Source organism: Streptomyces sp. Isolate_45, assembly GCF_024721315.2.
In the GTDB taxonomy this organism is placed as follows: domain Bacteria; phylum Actinomycetota; class Actinomycetes; order Streptomycetales; family Streptomycetaceae; genus Streptomyces.
The window spans coordinates 1-3,219 of sequence record NZ_JANFAK020000317.1 but is presented as its reverse complement, the minus strand read 5'-3'; the positions used below and the strand labels follow the sequence as shown (position 1 = coordinate 3,219).

Below are 3,219 nucleotides of genomic sequence, written 5' to 3'. Positions count from 1 at the left end.
CCCGGTCAGCCACACGGTGGCACCCTGGTCGCTCACGCTCATCCGCTTCTTCTCCGTCGGTTCCGTGGTGTTCGTGGTGTCCGTCATCAGCCGTGCAGTCCGCACTCGGTCTTGCCCAGACCGGCCCACCGGCCGGACCGGGCGTCCTCGCCCTCCGCCACCCGACGCGTGCACGGGGCACAACCCACGGACGCGTACCCGTCCATCAACAGCGGGTTCGTCAGGACACCGTGCTCGGCGACATAGGCCTCCACGTCCTCCTGCGTCCAACGGGCGATCGGCGACACCTTGACCTTGCGCCGCTTCTCGTCCCACCCGACCACCGGCGTGTTCGCCCGCGTCGGGGACTCGTCACGCCGCAACCCCGTCGCCCACGCCGCATAGCCGGTCAGCCCCTCTTCCAGCGGCTTGACCTTCCGCAACGCGCAGCACCGGTCCGGATCCCGGTCGTGGAGCCTCGGACCGTACTCGGCGTCCTGCTCCGCGACGCTCTGCCGCGGGGTCAGCGTGATGACGTTGACGTCCATCACCGCCCCCACCGCGTCCCGCGTCCCGATCGTCTCCTCGAAGTGGTAACCCGTGTCGAGGAACACCACATCCACCCCGGGGCGAACCCGGGAAGCGAGGTGGGCGACGACCGCGTCCTCCATCGAGGAGGTGACGGCGAACTTGTCGCCGAAGGTGTCGGCCGCCCAGCGCAGGATCTCCAGAGCGGAGGCGTCCTCCAGTTCCCGGCCCGCCCGCTCGGCCAGTTCCCTCAGGTTCCGCGTTTCCTGAACCGTCGTCATATCTCGTCCCCTCCAGCGGCGTTGGACTGAACACCCCGGGACAGCAGCCCGAGGTACTTCAGCTGGAAGGCTCGGTTGCAGGCCCTGCATTCCCAGGCGCCGTGACCGGCTTCGTTGGGGAACAGGTCCTCGTCACCGCAGTACGGGCAGTAGAACGGGGCCGCGCGCTCGCTCATGACAGGGCCTCGTCGTCGGCGCGGGTGACCCAGGCGGCGAAGCGCTCGCCTTCCTCGCGCTGTTCCTGGAAGCGCGTGACGACCCGCTCGACGTAGTCGGGCAGACCGGCCGAGGTGACCTTGAGACCGCGGACCTTGCGACCGAAGCCGGCCTCCAGGCCGAGGGCGCCGCCCAGGTGGACCTGGTAGCCCTCCACCTGGTTGCCGTCGTCGTCCAGGACGAGCTGGCCCTTGAGACCGATGTCCGCGACCTGGATGCGGGCGCAGGCGTTCGGGCAGCCGTTGATGTTGATGGTGAGCGGCTCGGCGAAGTCCGGCAGGCGGCGCTCCAGCTCGTCGATCAGCGAGGCGCCGCGCGCCTTCGTCTCGACGATGGCCAGCTTGCAGAACTCGATGCCGGTGCACGCCATGGTGCCGCGCCGGAACGGCGACGGCTTGACCCGCAGGTCGAGCGACTCCAGGGCGGCGACCACCGAGTCGACCTGGTCGGCCTCGATGTCGAGGACGACCATCTTCTGCTCGGCGGTGGTGCGCAGTCGGCCCGAGCCGTGCTGCTCGGCAACGTCCGCGATCTTGGTCAGGGTGGCGCCGTCGACGCGGCCCACGCGGGGCGCGAAGCCCACGTAGAAGCGGCCGTCGTTCTGCTGGTGGACGCCGACGTGGTCGCGCCACTGGCCGGAGGGCTGCTCCGGCGCGGGGCCGTCCGTCAGCTTGCGCTTCAGGTACTCGTCCTCCAGGACCTGGCGGAACTTGGCCGGGCCCCAGTCGGCGACGAGGAACTTCAGGCGGGCGCGGTTGCGCAGCCGGCGGTACCCGTAGTCGCGGAAGATCGAGATGACGCCCTCGTAGATGTCCGGGACCTCGTCGAGCGAGACCCAGGTGCCCAGGCGCACACCGAGCTTGGGGTTGGTGGAGAGGCCGCCGCCGACCCAGACGTCGAAGCCCGGGCCGTGCTCCGGGTGGTTCACGCCGACGAAGGCGATGTCGTTGATCTCGTGCGCCACGTCGAGCAGCGGCGAGCCGGAGATCGCGGACTTGAACTTGCGGGGCAGGTTCGAGAAGTCCTTGTTGCCGACGATGCGGCGGTAGATCTCGTCGATGGCGGGCGTGCCGTCGATGATCTCGTCCTGGGCGATGCCGGCCACGGGCGAACCGAGGATGACGCGGGGCGTGTCACCGCAGGCCTCGGTGGTGGACAGGCCGACGGCCTCCAGGCGGCGCCAGATCTCGGGGACGTCCTCGATCCGGATCCAGTGGTACTGCACGTTCTGGCGGTCGGTGAGGTCCGCGGTGCCGCGCGCGAACTCCTCGGAGATCTCGCCGATGACGCGCAGCTGCTCGGTGGTCAGCCGGCCGCCGTCGATGCGCACGCGCAGCATGAAGTACTTGTCGTCCAGCTCCTCCGGCTCCAGGATCGCGGTCTTGCCGCCGTCGATCCCGGGCTTGCGCTGGGTGTAGAGGCCCCACCAGCGCATGCGGCCGCGCAGGTCGTTGGGGTCGATCGAGTCGAAGCCCGCCTTGGAGTAGATCGTCTCAATGCGCGTCCGCACGTTGAGACCGTCGTCGTCCTTCTTGAACTGCTCGTTGCCGTTGAGGGGCGTGTGGTGTCCGACGGCCCACTGACCCTCACCGCGGTGACGGCCGGTCTTGCGGCGCGCTGCGGCTGCGGGGGCGGCTGCGGGCGTTTCGGGAGTGGCGGCCATGGCGGTACGTCCTTCTTCGGCGGCTCGGGGCAAGGGCAGGGGAGGTGGCGGCGCGCCCCTGTCGGACCGGCGACGCTGAGCAGGTGTGGCCGAAATGCCGCCTTCGGCCGGTTTTGCCGGCAAGGAGGAGCGGTCTTCGGCCTTCAGGGGGCTTACGTGATCGACGCGTCCGCTTCAGTGGGGACGGCGTCGACGTGCGGCGGTGGCTGGTTCCGTCAGCTCGCCGGACAGATGGCGCTGGACATGCGGCCGAGATCGACGTGTCGTCGACTCACCAAGGCAATTCCAGCTCCATTCATGGCGGAAGCGTGTCATGCACCGATTGGAGGAGTCCACTACTGTCCATCATGCGGACGAAGTCGTCCCGGATGGTGGGACGCGGTGACCGGGGTCACGTCACCGCCCGTCTCGCGGCGTCTCGCGGCGGGGACCGCGGAGGGGCTGTTTCCGGCCCCGGGCCAGATCGGAAGAGCGTCGTGTTGGGTAAGAGTGTTGCCGCAAGTGTAGATATCCGTGGTCGGCGGATGAATAAAAAAGGGGGGGGGGGGGGGG

At 69.2% G+C, this 3,219-nt stretch carries 4 protein-coding genes; all 4 read right to left on the bottom strand.

Going from position 1 to position 3,219, the window contains the following annotated elements; genetic code table 11:
* Positions 1-86 precede the first annotated feature (86 nt).
* The 4 genes from NOD94_RS40630 to NOD94_RS41540 all read right to left on the bottom strand — a co-directional run bounded on the left by NOD94_RS40630 (position 87) and on the right by NOD94_RS41540 (position 2,966).
* Positions 87-788, bottom strand: coding sequence for a phosphoadenylyl-sulfate reductase (locus NOD94_RS40630; protein WP_281211269.1), 702 nt, complete (start codon positions 786-788; stop codon positions 87-89).
* Positions 785-964, bottom strand: coding sequence for a hypothetical protein (locus NOD94_RS40625; RefSeq protein ID WP_281211268.1), 180 nt, complete (start codon positions 962-964; stop codon positions 785-787). The genes NOD94_RS40630 and NOD94_RS40625 overlap by 4 nt, the downstream gene beginning before the upstream one ends.
* A complete protein-coding gene (locus NOD94_RS40620; protein WP_281211267.1) occupies positions 961-2,667 on the bottom strand; it encodes a nitrite/sulfite reductase in 1,707 nt (568 codons plus the stop codon). The genes NOD94_RS40625 and NOD94_RS40620 overlap by 4 nt, the downstream gene beginning before the upstream one ends.
* 215 nt (positions 2,668-2,882) lie before the next feature.
* On the bottom strand, positions 2,883-2,966 hold the full coding sequence (locus NOD94_RS41540; RefSeq protein WP_309550570.1) for a putative leader peptide: 84 nt from the start codon (positions 2,964-2,966) through the stop codon (positions 2,883-2,885).
* Positions 2,967-3,219 lie beyond the last annotated feature (253 nt).

What these genes read in the sequence shown, in the direction of transcription:
- NOD94_RS40630 (WP_281211269.1), bottom strand. Translation starts at nt 788, where the DNA reads ATGACGACGGTTCAGGAAACGCGGAACCTGAGGGAACTGGCCGAGCGG.
- NOD94_RS40620 (WP_281211267.1), bottom strand. Translation starts at nt 2,667, where the DNA reads ATGGCCGCCACTCCCGAAACGCCCGCAGCCGCCCCCGCAGCCGCAGCG.
- NOD94_RS41540 (WP_309550570.1), bottom strand. Translation starts at nt 2,966, where the DNA reads ATGAATGGAGCTGGAATTGCCTTGGTGAGTCGACGACACGTCGATCTC.
- NOD94_RS40625 (WP_281211268.1), bottom strand. Translation starts at nt 964, where the DNA reads ATGAGCGAGCGCGCGGCCCCGTTCTACTGCCCGTACTGCGGTGACGAG.